Annotated in this window: 20 protein-coding genes; 15 read left to right on the top strand and 5 right to left on the bottom strand. The window is 62.5% G+C overall.

The window, feature by feature from the left end; translation table 11 throughout:
* Positions 1–7 precede the first annotated feature (7 nt).
* Complete coding sequence (locus AC1RT2_RS31130; RefSeq protein ID WP_493108257.1) at positions 8–997, top strand: branched-chain amino acid ABC transporter permease; 990 nt, start codon at positions 8–10, stop codon at positions 995–997.
* A gap of 484 nt (positions 998–1,481) precedes the next feature.
* Here AC1RT2_RS31130 and AC1RT2_RS31135 read toward each other — a convergent pair whose 3' ends face one another.
* Positions 1,482–1,721: a hypothetical protein gene (locus tag AC1RT2_RS31135; protein WP_493108259.1), complete on the bottom strand. Its 240-nt coding sequence runs from the start codon at positions 1,719–1,721 to the stop codon at positions 1,482–1,484.
* 102 nt (positions 1,722–1,823) lie between these two features.
* Entirely contained in the window at positions 1,824–2,780 is a 957-nt protein-coding gene (locus AC1RT2_RS31140) for an AraC family transcriptional regulator (protein ID WP_493108261.1), read from the bottom strand.
* A 241-nt stretch (positions 2,781–3,021) separates the two neighbouring features.
* Here AC1RT2_RS31140 and capB point away from each other — a divergent pair, with 241 nt between their 5' ends.
* Both capB and capA read left to right on the top strand, forming a co-directional pair.
* A complete protein-coding gene (gene capB, locus AC1RT2_RS31145) occupies positions 3,022–4,782 on the top strand; it encodes a caprolactamase subunit beta (RefSeq protein ID WP_493108263.1) in 1,761 nt (586 codons plus the stop codon).
* A gap of 12 nt (positions 4,783–4,794) precedes the next feature.
* The gene (gene capA / locus AC1RT2_RS31150) at positions 4,795–6,876 is read left to right on the top strand and encodes a caprolactamase subunit alpha (RefSeq protein ID WP_493108265.1); all 2,082 of its coding nucleotides are present in this window, start codon (positions 4,795–4,797) and stop codon (positions 6,874–6,876) included.
* 136 nt (positions 6,877–7,012) lie between these two features.
* On the opposite strand, the gene AC1RT2_RS31155 is transcribed toward capA, so the two are convergent.
* The gene (locus tag AC1RT2_RS31155; RefSeq protein WP_493108307.1) at positions 7,013–8,023 is read right to left on the bottom strand and encodes a GntR family transcriptional regulator; all 1,011 of its coding nucleotides are present in this window, start codon (positions 8,021–8,023) and stop codon (positions 7,013–7,015) included.
* Positions 8,024–8,569: 546 nt separating this feature from the next.
* On the opposite strand from AC1RT2_RS31155, the gene AC1RT2_RS31160 reads away from it, so the two are divergent.
* The 12 genes from AC1RT2_RS31160 (at position 8,570) to AC1RT2_RS31215 (ending at position 20,414) form a co-directional block, all read left to right on the top strand.
* A complete protein-coding gene (locus tag AC1RT2_RS31160; RefSeq protein WP_493108267.1) occupies positions 8,570–9,643 on the top strand; it encodes an ABC transporter ATP-binding protein in 1,074 nt (357 codons plus the stop codon).
* A 45-nt stretch (positions 9,644–9,688) separates the two neighbouring features.
* Entirely contained in the window at positions 9,689–10,594 is a 906-nt protein-coding gene (locus AC1RT2_RS31165; protein ID WP_493108269.1) for an ABC transporter permease, read from the top strand.
* 2 nt (positions 10,595–10,596) lie between these two features.
* Entirely contained in the window at positions 10,597–11,442 is an 846-nt protein-coding gene (locus tag AC1RT2_RS31170; protein ID WP_493108271.1) for an ABC transporter permease, read from the top strand.
* Positions 11,442–12,179: an SDR family NAD(P)-dependent oxidoreductase gene (locus AC1RT2_RS31175; RefSeq protein ID WP_493108273.1), complete on the top strand. Its 738-nt coding sequence runs from the start codon at positions 11,442–11,444 to the stop codon at positions 12,177–12,179. The genes AC1RT2_RS31170 and AC1RT2_RS31175 overlap by 1 nt, the downstream gene beginning before the upstream one ends.
* A gap of 2 nt (positions 12,180–12,181) precedes the next feature.
* On the top strand, positions 12,182–12,961 hold the full coding sequence (locus AC1RT2_RS31180) for an SDR family NAD(P)-dependent oxidoreductase (RefSeq protein WP_493108275.1): 780 nt from the start codon (positions 12,182–12,184) through the stop codon (positions 12,959–12,961).
* A 78-nt stretch (positions 12,962–13,039) separates the two neighbouring features.
* Positions 13,040–14,272 (top strand): ABC transporter substrate-binding protein, encoded by a 1,233-nt coding sequence (locus tag AC1RT2_RS31185; RefSeq protein ID WP_493108277.1) that lies wholly within the window; start codon positions 13,040–13,042, stop codon positions 14,270–14,272.
* 63 nt (positions 14,273–14,335) lie between these two features.
* On the top strand, positions 14,336–15,439 hold the full coding sequence (locus AC1RT2_RS31190; RefSeq protein ID WP_493108279.1) for an ABC transporter ATP-binding protein: 1,104 nt from the start codon (positions 14,336–14,338) through the stop codon (positions 15,437–15,439).
* 41 nt (positions 15,440–15,480) lie between these two features.
* A complete protein-coding gene (locus tag AC1RT2_RS31195; protein ID WP_493108281.1) occupies positions 15,481–16,362 on the top strand; it encodes a polysaccharide deacetylase family protein in 882 nt (293 codons plus the stop codon).
* Between the two features lie 54 nt (positions 16,363–16,416).
* Complete coding sequence (locus AC1RT2_RS31200; protein WP_493108282.1) at positions 16,417–16,749, top strand: hypothetical protein; 333 nt, start codon at positions 16,417–16,419, stop codon at positions 16,747–16,749.
* A complete protein-coding gene (locus AC1RT2_RS31205) occupies positions 16,742–17,818 on the top strand; it encodes a CobW family GTP-binding protein (protein WP_493108284.1) in 1,077 nt (358 codons plus the stop codon). Before AC1RT2_RS31200 ends, AC1RT2_RS31205 begins: the two co-directional genes overlap by 8 nt.
* The gene (locus AC1RT2_RS31210; protein WP_493108286.1) at positions 17,818–19,050 is read left to right on the top strand and encodes an ABC transporter substrate-binding protein; all 1,233 of its coding nucleotides are present in this window, start codon (positions 17,818–17,820) and stop codon (positions 19,048–19,050) included. The genes AC1RT2_RS31205 and AC1RT2_RS31210 overlap by 1 nt, the downstream gene beginning before the upstream one ends.
* A gap of 2 nt (positions 19,051–19,052) precedes the next feature.
* Entirely contained in the window at positions 19,053–20,414 is a 1,362-nt protein-coding gene (locus AC1RT2_RS31215) for an amidase (RefSeq protein WP_493108288.1), read from the top strand.
* 21 nt (positions 20,415–20,435) lie between these two features.
* Here AC1RT2_RS31215 and lhgO read toward each other — a convergent pair whose 3' ends face one another.
* Positions 20,436–21,641, bottom strand: coding sequence for an L-2-hydroxyglutarate oxidase (gene lhgO, locus AC1RT2_RS31220; protein WP_493108309.1), 1,206 nt, complete (start codon positions 21,639–21,641; stop codon positions 20,436–20,438).
* A 26-nt stretch (positions 21,642–21,667) separates the two neighbouring features.
* Positions 21,668–22,396 (bottom strand): ABC transporter ATP-binding protein, encoded by a 729-nt coding sequence (locus AC1RT2_RS31225; protein ID WP_493108290.1) that lies wholly within the window; start codon positions 22,394–22,396, stop codon positions 21,668–21,670.
* Between the last annotated feature and the right edge of the window lie 128 nt (positions 22,397–22,524).

The following is a 22,524-nucleotide window of genomic DNA, read 5'->3' on the forward strand; positions in this document are numbered from 1 at the left end:
GGTGGATATGATCAACCGACCGCTCGCCATCGCCGCAGCCCTCATGTTGTTGCTGCTGCCGCTCGTCCTGCAAGGGCCGTACATTCGTCATCTTTTCATCCTGGCCTTTCTCTTTGCGATCGTTGCTGCGAGCTGGGACCTGACGCTCGGTCTCACCGGTCTCTTCAATTTCGGCCATATTGCCTTCTTCGGGCTCGGCGTCTATACGGCCGGAATCCTGACCACGCAGGCCGGCGTCGATCCATGGCTGGTCATTCCAATCGCCGGTATCGTCGCCGCGCTGGCTGCGTTGGTGGTGGCGGCGCCGACGCTTCGGCTGCGCGGCATCTATGTTGTGCTCGTCACCTTTGCCTTCTCGCAGCTTTGTCTGCAGGTCGTGATGAGCCAGGGCGATCTCACCGGTGGAGCCGGCGGCATCGTACGCGTACCCAGCCTCCGGATCGGTGACTACAACCTCGCCCGCGATCAACGGCTCGGCTACTATTATGTCTCCCTTGTCCTTTCCCTTGCCTGCATAGCGGCTCTTATCGCGATCGCGCGGTCGTCTCTCGGCAAGACGGCGCGGGCCGTGCGCGACAACCCGGAATACGCCGCTGCGCGCGGGATCGACCAGACACGCATCCGGCTGACGATGCTGGTTATCAGCGCCATTCCTACCGGTATTGCCGGCGCGCTCTACTGCATCTACTTCCGCGTCGCCGCGCCGGAAGTCTTCTCCTTCAGCACCTCGACGCTGATCCTCACGATGCTTCTGGTGGGGGGCGCCGGCAGCATCGTCGGCCCTGCGGTCGCGGCGGTCGGGATCGTCATGATCAGCGAGTATCTCGAACAGTTCCCCGATCTCAAGGCGACCAAGCACATGCTGCTCGCGGTTGGCATCATCCTGGTGCTGCGTTTCTTTCCCGGCGGATTGGCGCAGATATCGTCCAACATGTTCGCTAGGCCCGCCAAGACGGCCGACACCACCCCGGAACGATCTGAAAAGGTAGGCCGGTAGGTGAGCCATCGCTCTAAGGTTCAGCAGTTGGTGTTTGCGCGGCATGTGGATCATTTCGATGGCAGGCATTGTCGCGACCGCGGATTGGAAGGACTTTAAGGGGCAGAACAAGAGCAGCGCAAAATCGCACGCTAAGGTCGAGGGGACGGGCGAACGTCGTGCAGCGCGAAGGGTTCGGCCTGGAAGGGCAACGGCCTGAAGCCCTCCAGCATCCGCTGGGGCGTCCTAAGAATAGATGCCGGTGAGATTTACGTGCTCCCAACTGAGCGGCGAGATGTGCTTGAGCAATTCGTTAAGAATAATCCGGCGCTATTGTCGTTTGGCACTTAAATGGGGCTCTGACGCGCATTTTCTGACGTTTCGCGTTCTACGATGCGCCGATCAGTCGTGCTCGCAACAGATCGAGTTTTGCTCTCCCGTACATCTGGAGTTTGATGAGCTTTAAGCGAGTAATCTGATCTTCCGTTTGGCCGTTTGATCAGGGTTAGGTGATTGCGTTTCTGACAGCATCGAGGTCCTTTGCAACGCCGCGGGCAAACGATCCGACCAAGCTGTTCCTTGCAGCTTCTAACCATTCGTCGAGCTTTCGCGCGGTCTTTGAGCGGATCATGGACTGGAAGTCGCCGATGGCCGTACGGGCGACTACAAGTTCGGTAACGTTCACCTCAATTGCCGCCACGAGGATCGCCTCGGATTTTGCGAGGTCATCGCGCGCGGTGGTCATGAGCCGGGCGATGACCCGTGCGGAGGGCGTTCTGGCGAGCCCACGCTGATTAGCTTTTTCCGCACCTACCTGATAGACATTAGCCGCGGGGGATCCGCCTCTTCAGCGCCGTTTCTGGCATTCGGCTCGGAACTCTCCCGGCGGCACGCCGAACTGCGCCTTGAAGACGCGGGAGAATTGCGTCTGGTCGCCAAAACCCCAGCGGTAAGCGATCTCGGCGGCGGTCTGGACGTTGTCCGGGTCTTCCAGCGCCTCGCGACAGGCGGCCAGCCGCTGGTCGCGGATCCAGCTCCTTACCGTCTCGTTGGTGTCGCGAAACAGCTCATGAAGGTACCGGGTGGAGATGCCGCAGGCGCGCGCGATGCGGTCGGGGTCGAGGCGGAAATCCTGGAGATTGGCGCGGACATAGGCCTCGATGCGGGCCAGGTGGGCGGTGCGCACGGTCGAGTTGCCGGAGGCGAGCACCCGGTCGTCGGCCTTGATCGCCAGCACGAGCAGGTCCACCAACTGGCGGCCGACCGTCACCCGCGCTTCCTGCGTCATCCCGTCGAAACGGGCAGGCAGGAGATGCAGCATGTCGGTGAAGAGGCCGCCGGCACCGTTGTTTGCCTCGAACTGCAAGGTGCAGAAGCGGTCGGGCGCGCGCATACGCCCGCCAAGTGCATCGGCCTCGACCTTCAGCACCCACATGTCGGCGGCTTCCGCATGGCTGAACTGGTAGGGCTCGCTGCTGCGCTCCAGGAAGAACCCGCCGGGCCGGCATTTGACGTCGCGGCCGCCCTGGGAAAAGAACACTTCCGCCTTGGCCGGCACGGTGACGAGGAATTCCTCCTCGCGTGCCGCGCGGAAGTGATGCGGTAGCCGCAGATATTGCAGTGCATCGCAGGTGAGCCGCGAGATCGAAACGTCGCCGAATTCCCAGGTCGTCAGGTCACCGGAAAACTCGTCAGCATCGCGAAAGCGAAGGTCGAGCGGAAAATAGGCCGAGGCGATGGCCTCGTGCCAGTGGCGGCTGCGGTCCGGTGCGCGCGTCGCGCTTGTGGTGATGCTCGTCTTCATGCGGCTTCCCCTCTTGCAACAAAGGTATGCACATGGCCGCTGTCCGGCAATGAAAATGGCAGACTGTGCGTTCTGACGCAATTTGTTGTTCCCGCGCTGCAAAGACCGCTGCGGAAAACTCTGCCTAGATTGGGCCAGCTTCAACGGTGCGACAGATACCGGCGGCTCCGGGAACAGACATTTCGACCTATCCACGCAGTTTCCAGACCGTCGGTTCTCGCCCTCAACCAGCGTGAACACGATGCTTCATACCCAGACTTCGAAAGTAGACCCGATCATGCTCTCGGTCGTGCGCGGCATGCTCGAGACGACCCAGCGCGAAATGACGCTCGCGCTGGAAAAGACGGCGCGCTCGTCGGTCTTTAACCTGGCGCACGACTATTCGACGGCGCTGTTCAATGCGCGGCCGGAAATGATCCTGCAGGGCCAGGACATCCCGATCCATCTCGGCTCGCTTATTCCAGCGATGAAGGCGGTTGCCGGCTTCTTCGGCGACGATATCCACGAGGGTGACCTGATCCTCCACAACGACCCGGCCTTCGGCGGCAGCCATGCCATCGATACCTGCATGTACAAGCCGGTTTTCTACAAGGGTGAGCTGGTCTACTGGACCGTCTGCAAGGGCCATCTCACCGATATCGGTGGCCCGGTGCCGGCCGGCTACAATCCCAATGCGACCGAGATCTACGCCGAGTGCCTGCGTATTCCGCCGGTCAAGATCTGGGACCGCGGCAAGCCGCGCAACGACGTGCTCAACATGATCTTCACCAACATGCGAGCGCGCCGCGACCAGGAGGGCGATTTCCGCGCCCTTATCGGCGCCTGTCAGGTCGGCGAGCGCAACCTCATCGCCATGCTCGACAAATACGGCAAGGAGCAGGTGGACACCTGCGTCGACACGCTGCTCGACATGGCCGACCGTCACATGCGTGCGCTGATCGCCACCGTGCCGGATGGAACCTATCAAGGCGCGGCCATCCTGGAGGATGCCGGCCACGGTTTTGGCGATTTCGAGATCAAGGCTACGGTCACGATCACGGGAGACAGCTGCCATATCGCCATCGATAGCCCGCCGCAGATCCCCTATTTCATCAATTCCTACGAGGGCAATTCGCATTCCGGCGTCTATCTCGGCCTGATGATGTTTGCCGCACTGCCGCCGCCCTACAACGAAGGGCTCTATCGCTGCGTCAGCGTCGATTTCGGGCCGAAGGGCACGTTGTGCAATGCGCAAGAGCCGGCGCCGCACATGAACTGCACGACGACGCCGATGGAGACGCTGACGGATGCCGTGCGCCTCGCCTTCGAAAAGGCCATGCCCTCTAAGGTCTCCGCCTCCTGGGGCCATGCCAACGGCCTCAACATCGCCGGCCGCGACGCCCGCACCAACGAAGAATTCGTGACCATGGTGCTCGCCACCATCATCTCCGGCGGCGGTGCGACGCCGAAACAGGACGGCTGGCATGCGGTCGGCCCGGAATGCTGCTTCGGGGCGCTGACCTCCGGTGATGTGGAACTGCTCGAATATTCCTATCCGATCATCATCCATCGCTATTCGCTGATGACCGATTCCGGCGGCGCAGGAAAGTTTCGGGGCGGCTCGGGCACGGCCTGGGAAGTGGAGCCGCTCAACGGCGACATGCTGTGCATTGGTTTTGGCGAGGGGCGCCGTATCCCGGCCATGGGCGCTGCTGGCGCCAAATCGGCGGTGGTCGATACCAAGGTCGGCCGCGTCGAGCTGCGCCGCGATGGCGCCGTGCAGGTGGAACGCAAGAACATCATCGAGACGATCAAGCCAGGCCAGACGATCACCAACCTCAATCCGGGCGGCGGTGGCTACGGTAATCCCTTTGAGCGCCCCGTGGAGAAGGTGGTGTCCGACGTGCTGAACGGCCTCGTCTCGATCGCCGGTGCGCGCGCTGACTACGGCGTGGCGATCACGGACCGGGAGACCCTCGAGGTCGATCAGGCGGAAACCGAACGGCTCAGAGCCACTGCGTAAGGAAGACGAAACATGACCCTGCATTCCTATCGCCTCGGCATCGACGCCGGCGGCACCTTCACCGACTTCGTGATCGCCGACCGCGCCAGCGGAGAGGTCAAGCTGTTCAAGGCGCTCTCCACGCCGTCCGATCCCACACGGGCGATCGAGAACGGTCTCGGCCTGATCGCCACCGATCTGGCGCGACCGATCGAGGAGATCATCGCCAACTGCGACCTCTGCATCAACGGCACCACCGTCGGCCTCAACGCGCTCATTACGCATCGCGGCGGCAAGACGGGGCTGATCTGCACCGCGGGCCACGAGGATTCCATCGAGATCCGTAACGGGCATAAGGAAGACGGCTTCCGATACGATCCGGAATATCCGGCAGCGACCATGCTCGTGCCGCGTTATCTCCGGCGCGGCGTGCGCGAACGCATCCTCTCCGATGGCTCGGTGCGCACGCCGCTGCAGGAGGAAGACGTGCGCGACGCCTGCCGGCTCTTCCTCAAGAATGGCATCGAGACCGTCGCCATTTCCTTCGTCTGGTCGGTGCTCGATTCTCGGCATGAGGCGCGGGCGGCCGAGATCGTGCGCGAGATGATGCCGGATGCGATCCTGACCGTCGGCAGCGAGCTCTATCCTCAGGTCCGCGAATATACGCGTACCTCGACCGCCGTGACCAACGCCTATCTGGCACCGGTCATGCGCCGCTATGTTTCCGCCGTGGACGCCTATTTCCGCAAGCTCGGCGCCAAGCAGCCGGTGCGTTACTTCCAGTCGAACGGCGGGCTGGCGGTCGGCCAGGTCATGACCGACCGCTCCGTCTACGCCATCAATTCCGGGCCGGCATCGGCGCCGCAGGCCGGGCTCTATGCCGGTGCGCCTTTCGACCAGAAGAACGTCATCACCGTCGACATGGGCGGCACGTCCTTCGATATCACGCTGACCCGCAACGGACAGACCAACCTCAACAAGAACATCGATTTCCTGCGTTATCGCATCGGCGTACCGATGATCCAGGTCGAGACGCTGGGGGCGGGGGGCGGCTCGATCGGCTGGATCGATCCGCTCGGCCTGCTCCAGGTCGGCCCGCAATCGGCGGGCTCCGAACCCGGCCCCGCCTGCTACGGCCAGGGCGGCGTGGAGCCGACGACATCGGATGCGAACCTCGTGCTCGGCTACCTCAATCCCGATGGCCTGCTTGGCGGAAAGCTGCCGCTCGATATCGAAAATGCGCGCACGGCCGTGGCAAGGGTCGCGGAGCCGCTCGGCATTTCCGTCGAGCAGGCGGCCTATGGCATGTTCGCGATCGTCAACAACAGCATGGTCAACGGCATCCGCCGCGTCTCGGTCGAGCGCGGCTATGACCCGCGGGATTTCGTGCTGGTGGGGGCAGGCGGCGCCACGGCCGCGCATATCACCGCGCTGGCGCGGGAGATGGGCATCGACACCATCATCCTGTCGAAACTCGCCTCGGGGCTCTGCGCTTTCGGCCAGATCATCTCCGACGTGAAGTACAATTACATGGCCCCCGCGCCGGTGCGGCTCGACAATGCGGCCGCCTATGAGCGCATCGACAGCCTGTTCTGCGAGATCGAGGCCAAGGGTGTCGCCCATCTAGAAGCGGACGGCTTTGCACCTGCGGCGATCGATATCAAGCGCTCGATCGACATGCGTTATGTCGGTCAGGTGCATGAATGCACGGTGGATATCGGCACCTTCGCCATCGACGAAAGCACGATCGACCAAGTGAAGGACGCTTTCCACGCCCGACACGAGGAACTTTACACCTATTCCGAACGCCACAGCGCGGTCGAAGTGGTCAATCTCGAATCAACCATCTACGGCCGCATTGAGAAAGTCCGCCCGCCAAAACTCGCCGAAGGCGGAGGGGCGGAACAGGCGCTGAAGGGTTTTCGCGAGGCGATCTTCGACCAGTCCGGCAAGACCACATCCACGCCGATCTACGACGGCGGAAAGCTCGGGGCGGGTGCCCGCATCCATGGCCCTGCCATCATCGAGGAGGTGACGACGACCATCGTTATCGAGCCCGGCTGGACGAGCGCGCTGCATGAAAGCGGCAGCTATCTGCTGACCAGAGAAAACTGAGATTCACCCCGGTCGATCGGAAGCTGTCGACCGGACCTGACCAGTACAGGGGGTTGCCATGGCAGGGTCGCCACTCTTCGCAAAACGTGACCGCGGAAAAAGGGGCGCCGGTGGCGGCGCCCCGCTTGGTGGCCGATCAGTCGGGCATTGGTGTCAGATAGGCGGCCGTGACACTGGGGCCAGGTATGATCGCGACGATCTTCATCTGCGCGATGGTGCGATTGAGCGAGGCCTCGATGTGGGTCTCCAGCATCGACGCGGCTGCTTCCGTCGCGCCGCGCAGCAGAAGCTCCACGATCAGCCGCAGCTCCGTGATGATCGCCGGATCTCCCGGCAGGCCGAGACGACGGAGCAAACGATCGGTCGCGGTGACCGGAAGCAGGTTGTTGCGCACGAGGTCCTTCAGCCGCTCGTTCGGTGCGGCCAGCACGCAGTGCTCGATGAACTCGGCCTGCATGATTTCGATACCCCGCAAGGATCCGGAGGAGCCATCCGCTTCTGCCACGAGCAGTCGCTGAAGCAGGACCTCCAGCCGGGTCTGGCTTACCGTCCGTGCGCCGAGCCGAATCGCGGGCGGCTCCAGGATTTTTCGCAGCACGAAGTGGTCTTTCACCATCTGCGCCGTGAGCGGGCCGGCAATCCAATGCGAACTTTGGTTCTTTCGGACCAGCCCGCGCTCGCGCAAACGGGTCAGGACATCCCGCACCACTGTGCGGCTGACATTGAAATGGTTGGCAAGTTCCATCTCGACGATGCGGTAGCGGCCGAAGACCACGCAACCGGCGACGTCCGCCTCCACCTCGTTGTAGATCCGTTCCCAGGAGGACCGGCTCTGCAGCGCTTCGTCGGCATGGCGCGGCACGATCAGGCCCAGCGCCTTGATGTCGGTCCTGTTCGGTTCGATACCGGCGCCCGGTGGGCCGACGAGAAAACCGCGACCCGCAAAGCGATGCACCAGTCCTTCTGCCTCGATCGTTTGCAGGGCTCTTTGCACGGGTGCACGCGAAATCTGCAGGATATCGGCGATAGGACCTTCAAGAAGCACGAGCCCCGGTGGCAGGACGCCAGCCTCGATATTGCTGCGCAGCACGTCTTCGGCGATCTCGTAGCGCTTCTGCGTGCCGGTGGCTGTCTGTTCGTCCTTCATGGTTTCCATCGTCTCTGGCAGCGGTGGGAAGGCCGCACTCTGACGCATTCTCCACGGGAATGAAAGCGACGTACGAATGAGCATTGAATACAAAGTTTGAAATATTTTAGACCCTTGGTTGGCGGCCTACGTCGGCCTCGTGGCTTTGGTGGTTGCGGGCCGCCGCGCGGTGGAATGCTGTTTTCGGCGAGAAGCGGGAGTTACAGGCGAAGTATGGATGATTATTCGCCAAGTTTCGTCAAAAAATGAAAATGGAAAATCTTCCACTGTTGCGTAAATCGGCGCCGCATCATGCGAAACGCCCGGCCGCAAGAATTCATTAAAAGGCCTATTGAATACAAAAGACATTCATGCCATGCTTTTTACACCAAGGCGCCAGGAAGAGTTGCCGCAGGTGGAACGAAACGAAATGCCAAGGAACATCGCTGCAGCCTTCGCCTGATCTCAGGGCGAGAGGGTAGCCTGCTGCGTCGGGATGCCATTGCATCCGGCGGGTGCGGAGCTATGCGCGGAGACGTTCCCGGCTTCAAACTGGCAGGAACAGACGTGTCATCCGTCCTCCAACTGAAAAATGTCCGGAAGTCGTTTGCAGGCGTGCCCGCGCTGGCATGCATCGACGCCGCGCTTCCTAGGGATGCGTATATCTCACTGCTCGGGCCGAGCGGTTCGGGTAAGACGACTCTGCTGCGTGTCATAGCAGGCTTCGAACAGCCGGATGGCGGGGAGATTGTCTTCGCTGGGCGGCGCATCGACGGCGTGCCGCCCCATGAGCGCGGCATCGGCTTCGTCTTCCAGAATTTTGCGCTTTTCCCGCATCTGAGCGTTGCGCAGAACATCGCATTCGGGCTTAAGAACAGGGCGATCGACGCCATAGTTGACCCGAGGATTGTCGCGGCCAAAGTGCGCGACATGATTGCGCTGGTCGGCCTTTCCGGTCTGGAGGACCGCGCGGTCACGCAGATTTCCGGCGGCCAGAAGCAGCGAGTGGCCCTCGCGCGCACTCTGGTGACGGAGCCGAGCATGGTGCTTCTCGATGAGCCGCTCGGCGCACTGGATGCCAACTTGCGCACGCGTATGCGCAGCGAACTTCGGACGATCCGCGAACGCTGTGGCGTGACCTTTCTGCACGTGACGGGCAGCGAAACCGAGGCGCTTGCCATGGGCGATACGGTGCTCGTGCTCGATAGCGGGCGTATCGCCCAGTCCGCCGATGCCGGTACACTCTACAGCCAGCCCGCGTCTGCGGACGTGGCACGCTTCCTCAACTGCTACAACATTTTTCCCGGCGATGTTGCGGAGGAGGGGTTTAAAAGCCCCGTCGGCATGTTCGTACTCGGCGGCGCATGCCAGCCCTCCGGCAAGCCGGCCTATGCCATCCGCTATGACCGCGTTGCGATCCTTCCCGTAGATGCGGTGGCGGCTGGCGACGAAGTTCGCATCGAGGGCAGCTTCGTCGCCAGCGAATATTCCGGGGCCGCAATCAACTCCTTCTTCACGCTCGACGATGGCCGTGTCTTCGAGGTCGAGACGCATCTGAGCCACGCGGCGCCGGAAGCCTATGAGGAGCGCGGTCGCTACGCCCTCGTCTGGAAGCGGGAGGACGCCCTTGTCTTCGTCTGAACCCCGGCGTCCCGCACCCGTCCTTGCCCCATCGGAGAACGAGAGATGACGATGGCCGCCACCAGCCGTGATACGCCTGTCGAAACCACGCAAACGCCCACGCGTAAACAACCGGATCGCACATTCTGGCTGCTCGCTCCCGGCGTTCTTTGGATGCTGCTCTTCCTCGTCGCGCCGATCCTGATGATGGTCTACGTGTCGTTCTGGACGCAAACGACCTTTAAGATCGAGCCGACGCTGACGCTGAAGAGCTGGGTCACCTTTTTCTCCAGCGACACCTATCTCGGCGCGCTTTGGACGACGATCCGCATCTGGCTGATCGTGCTGGTTTCCACCGTTCTCGTCGGCTATCCGGCTGCGCTCTTTGTCGGGCTTTTCGTGAAGAACAAGACGCTCTCGACGGCGCTGCTGGTTCTCTGCGTCATTCCTTTCTGGACCTCCTTCCTCATACGCGTGCTGGCCTGGCGGCCCATGCTAGGCAAGGAGGGAGCTATCAACATGATCTTCATGTCTCTGGGCATCATCGACCAGCCGATCGAGGTGTTGCTGTTTTCCGAGCTGTCGGTGATCATCGGTATGACGCAGATCTACTGCGTCTTCATGGTCGGCCCGATCGCCTTCATGTTGGGGCGCATCGATCCGTCGGTGATCGAGGCGGCGCAGGATCTCGGTGCCAGCTCCTGGCGAATCTTCCGCACCATCATCCTGCCGCTCTCCATGCCGGGTGTGGTGGTTGGCGCGATCTTCGTCTCCGTCATGGTGCTCGGTGAGTTTGCCACCTCCGCAGCGCTCTCTGGCCGCAAGGTCAATTTGCTCGGCAACATCATCGTCACCCAGGTCGGTTCGCTGAAATGGGCGTTCGCCGCTGTCGCCGGCGTCGTGCTCACCATCCTGATGGGCGCTGTCGTCGCTGCCCTGTTGCGGGTCGTCGATCTCAGGAAGGAGCTCTGATCATGAATGCTACCGGCACCAAGTTCGGCCTCGGCCTCTACACGACGCTCTTCATCGTCTTCCTCTATGGTCCACTCGTCGTGCTTGCGATCCTCTCCTTCCAGACGGGACCGGAGGGCGGGCCGCAATTCCCGATCATCGAATGGTCGACCTACTGGTATAAACATCTTTTTGGCTTAACTCCGCCGTCACGCATTGCTCCGCTGCCGATCGAACAGGCGCTGGTGCGCTCGCTGGCGCTCGCCGTCATGACCATGATCGTCTCGACCGTGCTCGGCGTTACCGCCGCCCAGGCCTTCCGCAAAAAATTCCGCGGCTCGGGCATCGTCTTCTACCTCATCGTGCTTGGCATGATGGTGCCTGGCGTGCTGGTCGGCCTCGGCATGGCACTCGTTGCCAATACACTTGGCATCGACCGGCACTGGTGGGGTACAGCCTTCGTGCTGCACGTCGTCTACACTTTTCCCTTCGCCTTCCTGGTGATGCTCGCGATCTTTAACCGCTTCGATCCAAGCGTCGAGGAAGCCGCCTGGTCGCTCGGCGTCACTCCGGCGCGCACCTTCCGCAAGATCACCTTTCCGCTGATCTTTCCCGGTGTTCTCTCGGCCATGCTGTTTGCCTTCACGCTCTCCTATGACGAATTTTCGCGCACGCTGTTTGCCTCGGGCCGTGATCTGACGCTGCCGCTAGCGATCTACGGTACCTTTTCCGTGGAGGTGCATCCCAACGTCTTTGCCTTCGGCGTGCTTACGACGATCTTCTCCTTTGCGCTGCTCGGCACCTACGCGTTTCTCATGGCGCTCTCGGTTCGCCGCGCCAAGCGCCTCGCGATACAGGAGGAGGCGTGATGGCGGCCCGCTCTGCAATCGTCACCGGCGCCGGTTCCGGCATCGGCCGCGCCATCGCCATCAAACTCGCTGCCATCGGCTATGCCGTGACCGTCAACGACCTTTCTCTCGAGCGTGCCGAAGCCGTAGCCCTTGGAATCCGGACAACGGATGGAACCGCTGTGGCTGTCGCGGGCGACGTTTCCCGCGAAGCCGATGTCGCTGCCATCTACGCCGCCGCCGTCGTGGCACACGGGGAGGCCTCGCTGCTCGTCAACAATGCCGGGATCGCCCATCAGGCGTTGTTCGAGAACCTGACGGTGGTGGATTTCGACCGGATGTTTGCCGTCCATGTGCGCGGCAGCTTCCTGATGACCAAGGCCGTGCTGCCGGCCATGCTTTCCGCAGGCGAAGGCGTGATCATCAACATCGCCTCACAGCTCGGCCAGATCGGTGGCGTCGAACTCGTGCATTATTCCGCCGCCAAGGCGGCGATCATCGGCATGACCAAGGCGCTTGCCCGCGAGGTTTCGGCCCGCGGCGTGCGCGTCAATGCCGTCGCACCCGGCCCGATCAACACGCCACTGGTCATGGAGCTTTCCGAGGACTGGCGCGCTGCCAAGCGCGCAGGCCTTCCACTCGGCCGATTCGGCGAGTCGGAAGAGGTGGCCGAGACGGTCGCATTCCTCGCGTCACCCGCCGCCAGCCTCTTCGTCGGCCAGACGCTTGGACCCAATTCCGGCGATGTGATGCTTTGAACATGGAGCAACCCGTGACCGCAGAGAAAAAACGGATCGTTATCGTTACAGGTGCCGGCATCGGCATCGGCCGGGCAATGGTGAAGGCGTTCGGAGCGCTGGGCGACCACGTCGTCGTCACCGACGTCCTCGAAAGAGAGGGCCGCGAAACGGCGGAGGCTATCATCGCGGCAGGCGGCTCAGCGGAGTTCCGCTTCTACGATGTGCGGTCGACGGAGGAGACCGACCGGCTCGTCGCCCATGTCGAGGAACGCCATGGGCGGATCGACGTGGTCGTCGCCAATGCCGGCATCGCGCACCGCGTGCCGCTGGCAACCCTCACCGACGAGAAGTGGGACCTTACCTTCGACATAGACCTCAAGGGCATCTTCCGCCTCGTGCGTGCGGTCGCTCCTGGCATGCGTGCCCGCCGTTCAGGCGCTGTCATCGCACTCTCATCGATTATGGGCGTCGCCTATGGATGGGATGAGCATGTTCACTATTCCGCCGCCAAATCCGGCGTGGTGGGTCTTGTGCGCGGCCTTGCAGTGGAGATGGCGCGCGACGGCGTCAGGGTAAACGGCATTGCGCCGGGCTACATCCGCACCGCACAGCTTCTCTCCGAAGAAAACTCCCTCGGGCCGGCGGGTGCGGAGAAGGCTGCCGAATTCATTCCGATGGGACGGCTCGGGACGCCGGAGGACATTGCCGATGTCGCCACGTTCCTCGCCTCCGACAGCGCGAGATACATGACCGGCCAGGTGCTGGTCGTGGATGGCGGCCTGCTCGTGGGCCGGTACTGAAACGTCCCGCCGCAATGGGGCGAAAACAAGGGGTCGCGGAGCGGCTCCGGGGAACGATAAACAAACTGGAGAAGAGATATGATCAAGTCGGAAATCAATCGCCGCTCGCTCCTGAAGCGCTCGGCCGGCGTGATGGCGCTGGCGATCGGCGGTGGCGCGCCATTCCTGTCGTCGCGGATGGCCTTCGCACAGGCGGCGGACCTCGCCGGACAACAGTTGCGCACCATTGGCCTCTCGGTCACGGTGCAGGAACGCATCCTCGACGAATTCAAGAAAGCGTCCGGAGTCGGCACCACCTCGGGCACTGCCGCGACTTTTCCGGACGCGCAGACCAAGATCCTCTCCGGCTCGAAGGATTATGACTGCTGGGAGATCATCGCCGAGCGCCTGCCCTCCATCGTCATGACCGACAACGTCGAGACGATCCCAGCCGCTTCGCTCAAGAACTGGGCAAACATCCGCGACACGTTCACCACCGCAAGCGAGAAGTGGGACCGGGCTTCGCAGATCGTCGGCCAGATTTGGGCGGACGAGGCTCAGACCGTGCTGAACATGGTGCCCGCCGTCTACAACTACGATTCCATCGGCTATAATCCGGATGTGCTCTCCGACGAGGAGGCCAACACCTGGACGGCGATCTTCGATGCGAAGTGGAAGGGCAAGTCCGGTCTCAACACCGATCCGCTGATCGCCTTCGGCCAGGCCATCATGGCGATGAACACGCTCGGCCTTTCCGACGTAAAGAATCCCGGCAACCCCACCGTTGCCGAAATCGACGAGGCCGCCGCCTTCCTCGTCTCCAAGAAGAAGGAAGGTCAGTTCCGTGCGCTCTGGGGCGATTTCGGCGAACTGGTCAACCTCATGGCTTCCGGCGAAATGGTCGTCTGCGACGCCTGGCAGCCCGCCGTCATGGCCGTCAAGGCGCAGGGAAAACCCTGCAAATATGCCGTGCCGAAGGAAGGTTATCGCGGCTGGGCAATCGGCCCCTCCATGATCGCCGGCACGGCGAACCGGGACGCCGTCATCGCCTATGCTGACTACTGGCTCTCGGGCGAGCCGGGCATCACCGTTTCCGAGCAGGGTTACTATTCGCCTTCCACCAAAATCAAGGATGTGATGGCGCCGGAGAAATATGCCTTTTGGTACGAGGGCAAGCCCTGGGTCGGTGCCGAGGAGCGCGGCATCAAGGAAGGCGACCTGCGCGACGGTGGCTCGCTCGAAGAGCGCGCCAAGAACGTCGCCTACTGGCACCAGTGGCCGGAAGAATACGATCACCTCATCCAGAAGTGGGACGAGTTTCTCAACGCATGATCCTAAGACTGCGGACCGGGGCTAGATGCCCCGGTCCCGACCGATCCTCCGGGAGACGCCCCCATGATATTCGATCTGGAACTCAACACTGTCGGCAAGGTTTATGACAACGGCACGCCGGCGGTCATCGACTTCAACCTGTCGGTCGCCAAGGGTGAGTTCATCGCCTTCCTTGGCCCGTCCGGCTGCGGCAAGACGACGACGCTGCGCATGATCGCCGGCTTCGAGAGCATTTCCTCGGGCGAGATGCTGATCCGCGGCGAGCGCATGAACGATGTTCCACCGCAACGCCGCCCGACCTCAACGATCTTTCAGAACTACGCGCTCTTCCCGCACATGTCCGTGCGCCGCAACATCGGCTACGGGTTGGAAGTGAAGGGAACAGCCAGGGCTGAACGCGACGCGAAGGTGGATCGCATCCTCGCAACGCTCGGTCTGGAGGACATCGCCGAACGCAAGCCGGACAGGCTTTCCGGCGGCCAGCGCCAGCGCATCGCGCTTGCGCGCGGCCTCGTCGTGGAACCGGACATCCTGCTGCTCGATGAGCCGCTCGGCGCTCTCGACGCCAACCTGCGCAAGGCGATCCAGAACGAGCTGAAGCTGTTGCAGAAGCGCCTCGGCGTTACCTTCATCTTCGTCACGCATGCCCAGTCGGAGGCGCTGGCGCTTTCCGACCGCATCGTGGTGATGAACCAGGGCCGCGTGGAGCAGGTAAGCCCGCCGCACCAGCTCTATACGCGGCCCAACACGCCCTTCGTGGCGCAGTTTATCGGCCGCAATACCGTGCTCTTGGGCGAGGTTGCCGGCAATGATGGCGCCGACATCGTGGTGGCGACGGGGATCGGCACGCTTGCCGGTCGCGCCAACGGCACGCTCGCGGGCAACAGCCGCGTCAACCTCGTTATTCCGGCAGAAGCCATCGAAGTGCACGCGGTGGCACGGCGCGAAGCGCTCGCCGCAGCCGGCACACGCAACCTCGTCGATGCCTGCATCGAGCGTTCCGAGGTAGTGGGGCATATCGCCCACCTGACGGCGCGCCTCGGCGACGGGCGCTCCGTTTCTCTGGAAGCCCATGTCGACAAGTACCGTCCGGGCGATTTTCCGGCCGGAAGCAACGTGTTCCTGAGCTGGAACCCCGCCGAGGCGACGGTCATTCCCGCTCATTGACGATCCTAGAAGACCCAAGGAAACCAAAGGAGAGACACCCAATGGCGAAAGAGATATTGTGTAGTTTCGGCGTCGATGTCGATGCTGTGGCCGGATGGATCGGCTCTTATGGCGGCGAGGACTCGCCCGACGACATTTCGCGCGGCATTTTTGCCGGAGAGGTCGGCAGCCTGCGGCTCCTGAAGCTGTTCGAGCGCTTCGGGATCAAGACGACGTGGTTCATCCCGGGCCATTCGATCGAGACCTTCCCCGAGCAGATGCAGGCCGTGGCCGATGCCGGGCACGAGATCGGCATCCATGGTTATACCCACGAAAACCCGATCGCAATGACGCGCGAGCAGGAGACGGAAGTGCTCGACAAGAGCATCGAACTCGTCACCAAACTGTCCGGCAAGCGGCCGACCGGCTATGTCGCGCCGTGGTGGGAGTTTTCCAACGTCACCAACGAACTGCTGCTGGAACGCGGCATCAAGTACGATCATTCGCTGATGCACAACGACTTCACACCCTACTATGTGCGTGTCGGCGACAGCTGGACCAAGATCGACTATTCGCGCAAGCCTTCCGACTGGATGATTCCGCTGAAGAGGGGCAAGGAAACCGACCTGATCGAAATCCCGGCCTCATGGTATCTCGACGACCTGCCGCCGATGATGTTCATGAAGAAGGCGCCGAACAGCCACGGCTTCGTCAACCCGCGCGATATCGAGCAGATGTGGCGTGACCAGTTCGACTGGGTCTATCGCGAGATGGACTATGCCGTCTTCCCGCTCACCATCCATCCGGATGTGGCCGGTCGCCCGCAGGTGCTGATGATGCTCGAACGCCTCTATGCGCATATGATCAAGCATCCTGGCGTGAAGTTCGTGACGATGAACGAGATGGCAGACGACTTCGCCAAGCGCGCGCCGCGCAAGACATAAGGGCAGGAGGGAGCGGGTTTGCCCGCTCCCTCGAACGATTGGAAAGGAAGTGCCATGTGTTCGCTTTGCGGTGTGCTCGGTGGAAATGAGCACTGGACGGATGCCGTTGCACGGCCCGGCGTTTTCACACGTAATGTCGAGCGGCTCGACCGGCGCCGTGAGCGGGCGCGGCGGGTGACGGTCGCCAACCGCACACTCGCGGCCTTCGGCATGAGCCTGTCCGATTGGCAGGGCTCGTCCTTCGTTCTCTCCACGCAGACCGGCAAGAGCGAGGTGATCGAGGATCTCGGTCATCTGTGGCCGGCGGCCGAACGGCTGTCGGGTCGTCTGTGTGACCCACTCGATCCGCTCCTCATTGCGCGTATGGAAGAGGGCAGGGATGGTTGATGCACCGGTCTTCACGCCCGTCCACCTGCTGACCGGCTTTCTCGGCTCCGGCAAGACGACACTGCTGAAACGGCTGCTTGCCGATCCGGCACTTGCCGACACCGCCGTGCTGATCAACGAGTTCGGCGAGGTCGGCCTCGACCACCACCTCGTCGAACGCATCGATGACACGGTGGTGTTGCTGCAATCCGGCTGCGTCTGCTGCACCGTGCGCGGCGAGCTTGCCGATTCCCTGCGCGAACTGCACTCGAAGCGTGAACGCGGTCTCGTGCCTCCGTTCACGCGCGTGGTGATCGAGAGCACCGGACTTGCCGATCCCTTTCCGGTTCTCTCGACGCTCAAGTCCGATCCTGTACTGCGCCACCATTTCCGGGCCGGCAGCGTTGTGACGACTGTCGATGCCGTCAACGGCCTTGCCCAGCTCGCCACCTATGTCGAATCCAATCGCCAGGCGGCCATCGCCGACCGGATCGTCATCACCAAGGCGGATCTTTGCGAGGGCGCGACCGTCTCCGCGGCGCTTGTCGAGCGACTGGCACAGCTCAACCCGGATGCGATCCGCCATATCGCGACAACGGACGGCCCCGACGCCGAAACGTTGCTCGGTGCCGGAGAGGCACAGCGCGCGGCACAACTGCAATCGGCGAGCGGCTTCTACTGCGATGCCGCCGCGACGCTGCTGACGGCAGACGGCACGACGCATCAGACGGCAATCTCTTCTTTCGTGATCGCCGTCGACGAGTCGATCGACTGGACCGGTTTCGGGGTGTGGCTCACCATGCTCCTCAACCGCCACGGCGAACGGGTGCTGCGGGTGAAGGGCATTCTCGACATTGCAGGCGAGGAGCGACCCGTGGCCATTCACGGCGTGCAGCATCTCGTCCATCCGCCGGTGCATCTGGAGGCCTGGCCCACGGCGGAACGCGTGTCGCGGATCGTCTTTATTGTTGACGGTCTCGACGCGAACCTGTTGAAACGGTCATTCAGCGCCTTCTCGCTTGTCGGGAGGGTAGCTGGCAATCCGCAGCCAGAGGCGGCAGCGCAGGCCCGTAACGCCCAGAGCACTTGATGAACAAACATTCCCCGAAACCGGAACCTTCAGCACCGGCCATCCACACGGCTGGCCGGCCGAAATTGCGCGTGCTCGGCACCGCAATCTCCCTGCTGGAAGAGTTGCGGGTAAAGGCTGAGGCCGATCTCGGTATCGATGTCAGTTTCGACAACAATGACTTCATCGTCACCCAGCACAAGGCCGCGCAGGAGCCGGACAGCTACGACATCTACGACCAGTGTTTCCACAACCTGGACATCGTCTGGTACTGGCGTGCGATCCAGCCGATCGAGATTTCGCGCATCGCGCTATGGGACGAGATCAACGACCTGACGAAGACCGGCCAGATCAGTCCGAGCGCCCGCATGGGACAGGGCGACGTGCCGGCCCGCAAGCTCTACGTCCAGCCAAGCCTCGCCCTTGGCGATACGCCGACCGGACGGATTTCGATGCTGCCGACGACGCATAATTTCGACAGTTTCGCCTATCGCAGCGATGCCGTCGAGCACCTGCCATCGATGAACAGCTGGGCAGCTCTTTTCGACGAGCGTTGGAGCGGCCGCGCTGCCCTCGTCGACGAGCCGGCGATCGGCATCTTCGATGCGGCGCTCGCGGCGCAGGCGTCCGGCCTTATGACCTTCGGCAATATCGGCAACATGACCGTCGCCGAAATCGACCAGCTGGTGGACATTCTGGAGGCTAGGCGCAAGGTGGGCTTCTTCCGCGGCTTCTGGCGCACGGCGGAAGACGCCGCCGCGCTGATGATCGACAGCGAGACCGATATCCAGAGCATGTGGTCGACGGGAATCGGCATCCTTAACGGCCGCGGCTTCCCCGTCGAACAGGCGGCGCCTGCTGAAGGCTATCGCGCTTGGCATGGCGGCCTCTGCCTCTCCAGGCATCTCAGCGGCCGTATGCTCGACGTTGCCTACGAGTACCTCAACTGGTGGATTTCCGGCTGGCCCGGCGCGGTGGTCGCGCGGCAGGGTTACTACATCTCCACGCCTGAACGCTCGCGCCGTTACATGACGGCCGCTGAATGGGATTACTGGTACGAGGGCCTTCCGGCGCGCGAAGACCTCGCCGGTCCCGACGGTGCCATCCGCGTCAAGCGTGGTTCCGTGCGCAGCGGCGGCTCCTATTGGCAGCGCGCCAACGGTATCGCGGTGTGGAACACCACCATGGATGAACACAACTACCTCGTTCGCCGCTGGATGCAGCTTGTCGGGCGTGCAGAGAAGGACATTTGACGATGTCGAGACGCCCCCGATCGGTCGCCCAGCTTTCCGTTCTCCTCCAGTCCGGCACGCTGGATCCCGTGGAGCTTACGGAAGAGACGCTGAAGGCGATCGAAGGCAATACGGACACCGCGATCTTTACCTATCTGTTGAAGGACCGGGCGAAAGCCGAGGCGGAAGCCTCTCGCCGCCGCATTCGCGAAGGCCGTTCGCTCGGCGTGCTCGATGGCGTGCCGATTGCCTGGAAAGACCTTTTCGATATCGAGGGCCTGCCGACGACGGCCGGCTCCCGCGTGCTTGCCAGCAATGAGCCGGCGAACACGGACGCTGCCGTGGTGCGGGCGCTTGCGGGTGCGGGCATGGTCAGCGTCGGGCGCGTGAACATGAGCGAATTCGCCTTTTCCGGCCTCGGCCTCAACCCGCATTACGGCACGCCGCGCAATCCGGCCTCGCCCGCCGGCGAGCATCGTATTCCCGGCGGCTCGTCGTCCGGTTCCGGGGTTGCGGTGGCCACGGGCCTTGTGCCTGTTTCCATCGGTACGGATACCGGTGGCTCCGTGCGCATCCCCGCAGCCTTCAACGGTACCGTCGGCTACAAGGCGACCCGGGGCCGATATGCCATGGACGGCGTGTTCCCGCTGTCGAAGAGTCTCGATTCTCTGGGGCCGCTGTGCCACACCGTGCAGGATGCGATCTGGATTGACGCCGCCATGCGCGGCTTGCCGGCAGCCGACGCACTCCCGCGCCCCAGCCCAACCGATCTTTCGTTCGTTATTCCGGAGACCGTGTTCTTCGATGACGCCGAGCCGGAGGTCGTTGTGGCGTTCGAGGCCGCGGTCGAGCGGCTGGAAAGGGCTGGAGCCCATATCAGGCGCACGGCTTTCCCGGAATTCACCGCGATCTTCGATCTCATGGCAAAACATGGCGCACTCGTCACGGCCGAAGCCTTCGTCCTGCACCGCGATCGCCTCACTGGACCGGTCGCTGCCGGCATGGACCCTCGCGTCGTCAAGCGCGCGGCCCTGGGCGCAAAGATCTCGCTGGCCGACTATATCGAGACGCTGAACGCGCGAGAAAGACTGATCGCATCCTTCGAGACGCGGCTTGGCCGGGACAGCGTCCTGATCAGCCCAACGCTGCCCCATGTCGCCCCGCCGCTCCAGCCGCTCGCGGATGACGAGGACCTGTTCTTCCGGGTGAACGCGAAGACACTCCGCAATCCCCTTATCGGCAATTTCCTGGATTGGTGCGGCGTGTCGCTCCCCTGCTGCGTCGGCGCCGGCGGCATGCCCGCCGGGCTTCTGGTCTCGGCGCCGAAGGGAAGCGATGCGCGCCTCCTGGCTATCGCCTCGGCAGTGGAAAGCCTGTTGGGCTAATCCCTCCCTGGCATCTGCGCACTACGAGACCTGCAAGCGGTGTTCCTGCGTCATGCGGTCGATGATCATCTCCGCAATCGGGATCGCTGATGTCGCGGCAGGTGAGGGGGCGTTGCAAACGTGCAGCATGCGATCTGTTTGTGCGAACAGGAAATCGTGGATGAGTGCGCCATCTTCGCGCACGGCCTGCGCGCGGATGCCGGCTTCGTGCGGCAGCAGGTCGGCGAGCTCGAGGCTCGGCCAGTATTTCCGGCACTCCTCCAGATAGCCTGGTTTCCAGAGAGAGTTTTTGAGTTCGGTGACCGCCGATTTTCGGTTGGCGAACACGGTTTTCCAGAAGCCGGGAAACAGCGCGTAATCGGCCAGGTCGGCGAAATTGACGGAAAGGCGTGGGTAGCCCTCGCGGGCAAAACCGATCACGGCATTCGGCCCGACGGTCACGCTACCGTCGATCATTCGTGTCAGATGCACGCCGAGGAAGGGTAGGGTGGGATCCGGAATAGGGTAGATCAGGTGGCGGACGATGTCGTTCTTCGCTGCCGGAAGGCGATAGTACTCGCCACGGAAGGGAACGATGCGATGCTCGATCGATAGTCCGGCGAGCACAGCCAGCCGGTCCGACTGGAGACCGCCGCAGACCACCAGCTTTTTCGCCTGCCAGCTTTCGCCAGCCGATGCGATACCGACGGAATCGATGGATTCGCGAATGCCGGTGATGCGCGTCGAGAGGCGGACTTCGCCACCGAGCGTCTTGATGCGCCGCCCCATGGCCTGGCAGATTTCGGCATAACTCACGATGCCGGTCGATGGCACGAAAAGCGCGCCGAGACCGCGGATGTTCGGTTCCCGTTCCTTCAATTCGCCTTCGCTGACGCGTTGAACCTCGATCGTGTTCTCTCGAGAACGTTCGTAGAGGGCCTCCATGCGCGACACTTCGAGCGCTGAGGTCGCGACGAGCAGCTTGCCGCATACCTCGAAACGGATACCGTTTTCCGCGCAGAAGGTCTTGGTGGCATCCGCGCCCTTGCGGCATAACTCGGCCTTCAGGCTACCCGGTGGATAGTAGATGCCGGCGTGGATGACGCCGCTGTTGTGACCGGTCTGGTGCTTGCCGAGTGCATCCTCCTTTTCGATAAGGATCAGGGTGCTGCCGGGATATGTCTCAAGCAGCCGCATGGCGGTCGCCAGGCCGACGATGCCTCCGCCGATGACGCAATAGTCGAAAATCATCTGTCCTGCCCTTGTCTGCCGGATTATGCGTGCGCGGACTGGCGGCCGCTGTAACCGAAATAAGCCTCTTCCAGCGCATGCCCATCGGCAAGTTCGCTTGCCGATCCCTCCAGAGCGACGTGGCCGTTGCGAAGCACGTAGATACGGGACGCGAGGTCGAGAATACGGGCGGTGGACTGTTCGACGACGAGCAGGGTCAGTCCGCCGGCATTGAGCTGGCGGATGCTTTCGTAAACCTGGTCGATCACCAGCGGCGCAAGGCCGAGCGACGGTTCGTCGATCATCATCAGCGACGGGCGTTGCAGGATGGCGCGGGCGATGGCGAGCTGCTGCTGTTCGCCGCCGGAAAGGTGGCCGGCAACGCCGCGATAGCGACTTCTCAGGATCGGAAAAATCTCCAGCACTCGTTCCAGATCGGCAGCCGCTTCGGCCTTGTCCTTGCGGATCATGCCGCCGAGCAGCAAATTTTCCTGAACCGTCAGCGTGCGAAAAATACTGCGACCTTCCGGCACCAGGGCCAAACCTTTCCGGCAGAGCTTTTCCGGCGCCTGACCGGCGATCGGCTCGCCATTGAAGGCGAGTGTGCCTCCTGTGGGCGCCATCAGCCCGGAAATCGTTTTCAGGAGTGTGGATTTGCCGGCGCCGTTCGGCCCGACGACGAAGACGATCTCGCCTTTCCTTACCTCGAGGTCGATCGATTTCAAGGCAGCAAGCCGGCCATAGCCGGCAGTGAGGCCGCGTACTTCAAGCATGTCGTTCCCCTTTAGCGCGGCTGAGGCCACTGATCGAAATCGGAAAGGCTCGCCGTTTTTTGCCGTTGACAAAAAAAATCTAACCCGCATTCTGTCTTCTGTCCACAGAGGACTATGTGCAAATAATT

Source organism: Shinella sp. GW821-FHT11G07, from assembly GCF_058808115.1.

What these genes read in the sequence shown, in the direction of transcription:
- AC1RT2_RS31215 (WP_493108288.1), top strand. Translation starts at nt 19,053, where the DNA reads ATGTCGAGACGCCCCCGATCGGTCGCCCAGCTTTCCGTTCTCCTCCAG.
- capA (WP_493108265.1), top strand. Translation starts at nt 4,795, where the DNA reads ATGACCCTGCATTCCTATCGCCTCGGCATCGACGCCGGCGGCACCTTC.
- AC1RT2_RS31185 (WP_493108277.1), top strand. Translation starts at nt 13,040, where the DNA reads ATGATCAAGTCGGAAATCAATCGCCGCTCGCTCCTGAAGCGCTCGGCC.
- AC1RT2_RS31210 (WP_493108286.1), top strand. Translation starts at nt 17,818, where the DNA reads ATGAACAAACATTCCCCGAAACCGGAACCTTCAGCACCGGCCATCCAC.
- AC1RT2_RS31140 (WP_493108261.1), bottom strand. Translation starts at nt 2,780, where the DNA reads ATGAAGACGAGCATCACCACAAGCGCGACGCGCGCACCGGACCGCAGC.
- AC1RT2_RS31190 (WP_493108279.1), top strand. Translation starts at nt 14,336, where the DNA reads ATGATATTCGATCTGGAACTCAACACTGTCGGCAAGGTTTATGACAAC.
- AC1RT2_RS31130 (WP_493108257.1), top strand. Translation starts at nt 8, where the DNA reads ATGATCAACCGACCGCTCGCCATCGCCGCAGCCCTCATGTTGTTGCTG.
- AC1RT2_RS31195 (WP_493108281.1), top strand. Translation starts at nt 15,481, where the DNA reads ATGGCGAAAGAGATATTGTGTAGTTTCGGCGTCGATGTCGATGCTGTG.
- AC1RT2_RS31175 (WP_493108273.1), top strand. Translation starts at nt 11,442, where the DNA reads ATGGCGGCCCGCTCTGCAATCGTCACCGGCGCCGGTTCCGGCATCGGC.
- AC1RT2_RS31170 (WP_493108271.1), top strand. Translation starts at nt 10,597, where the DNA reads ATGAATGCTACCGGCACCAAGTTCGGCCTCGGCCTCTACACGACGCTC.
- AC1RT2_RS31165 (WP_493108269.1), top strand. Translation starts at nt 9,689, where the DNA reads ATGACGATGGCCGCCACCAGCCGTGATACGCCTGTCGAAACCACGCAA.
- AC1RT2_RS31180 (WP_493108275.1), top strand. Translation starts at nt 12,182, where the DNA reads ATGGAGCAACCCGTGACCGCAGAGAAAAAACGGATCGTTATCGTTACA.
- capB (WP_493108263.1), top strand. Translation starts at nt 3,022, where the DNA reads ATGCTTCATACCCAGACTTCGAAAGTAGACCCGATCATGCTCTCGGTC.
- AC1RT2_RS31135 (WP_493108259.1), bottom strand. Translation starts at nt 1,721, where the DNA reads ATGACCACCGCGCGCGATGACCTCGCAAAATCCGAGGCGATCCTCGTG.
- AC1RT2_RS31205 (WP_493108284.1), top strand. Translation starts at nt 16,742, where the DNA reads ATGGTTGATGCACCGGTCTTCACGCCCGTCCACCTGCTGACCGGCTTT.
- AC1RT2_RS31225 (WP_493108290.1), bottom strand. Translation starts at nt 22,396, where the DNA reads ATGCTTGAAGTACGCGGCCTCACTGCCGGCTATGGCCGGCTTGCTGCC.
- AC1RT2_RS31155 (WP_493108307.1), bottom strand. Translation starts at nt 8,023, where the DNA reads ATGAAGGACGAACAGACAGCCACCGGCACGCAGAAGCGCTACGAGATC.
- AC1RT2_RS31200 (WP_493108282.1), top strand. Translation starts at nt 16,417, where the DNA reads ATGTGTTCGCTTTGCGGTGTGCTCGGTGGAAATGAGCACTGGACGGAT.